This is a genomic window from Mesorhizobium sp. M4B.F.Ca.ET.089.01.1.1 (genome assembly GCF_004022605.1).
GTDB classification, from domain to species: Bacteria; Pseudomonadota; Alphaproteobacteria; order Rhizobiales; family Rhizobiaceae; genus Mesorhizobium; species Mesorhizobium abyssinicae.
In genome coordinates this window covers 1-875 of record NZ_RZOS01000994.1, presented here as the reverse complement: position 1 = coordinate 875, position 875 = coordinate 1, and the positions used below count along the sequence as shown (strand labels likewise).

At 70.5% G+C, this 875-nt stretch carries 1 pseudogene; it reads right to left on the bottom strand.

The annotated features are described in order from the left end of the window. A pseudogene (locus tag EN780_RS39280) lies at nt 1-875 on the bottom strand (serine/threonine protein kinase); the annotation flags it as partial.

The following is an 875-nucleotide window of genomic DNA, read 5'->3' as shown; positions in this document are numbered from 1 at the left end:
GGATATCCGGCTCGACCCCGAAGCGCGACTGGAAGTCGGACATCAGCCGCTCGAACGGCTGGACCGCCGTGCCGAAGCCCTCGATCGCCGCGGCGTTGGCGGTTGCCGATGTCATGGTCGCGTAGAAACAGTCGCCGCCGCTGAAATCGCGCACCCAGGAAGCGCGTAGCGCGGTCTCGTCGAGGGGAGCGGCCGGCGGAACCTGCGGTTTGGGCACATTCAAGACGACGGTCTCACCCGGCTGCTTGGCGGCGGGCGGTTCAGGCTGCGGGCTTGTCGTGTTCGCCGCTTCCGGTGCAGTCGCCGCACCTTCGGGAACCTTGTCAGCCACCTTCGGCTCAGCCGGCTGGCTGGCCGGCAGCTTCGGCTTCGGAGCTTCCGCGATATCCGGCTGGACGGGCGCCGGGGCCTTTTCGACCGGTGGCGAGGCCGGGGCAATCTCTTCCGTTGGCGGAGCAGGCGCGATCCTGGTGGGCGCCGCAGTCGCCTTCCGGCCATCGCTGGCCTGCTGCTGATGTGCCGATGGAGCTTGTTCGGTGGGCGCTTGCGCCTGGGCAGTCGGCGGCTTTGGTTCCTCCTCCATTGACGGCAGGGGCTCGGCAGGCTGCGTTGGCGCCGGCTTCTGGTCGGACGCCGCATCCGCCGGTTTTTCCACCGGCGCCGGGGTCGGCGCTGCCGGCTTCTCAGCCGGCGGCTGGGCTGCCTCTGTCTGTGGCTTTCGGGACGAGCCCGCTGCCGGCTCCTCGGGGGGCGTCGTGGCGGCGCTGTCGGTCGGCGCCGGCTTCGGCGTTTTCGAAGCGGAAAGCGTCGTCTTGCCGGCCGGCGGCGGGGCGGGCGTCAGGAGACCGCTGAGATAGACGCCTGCTCCCGACACC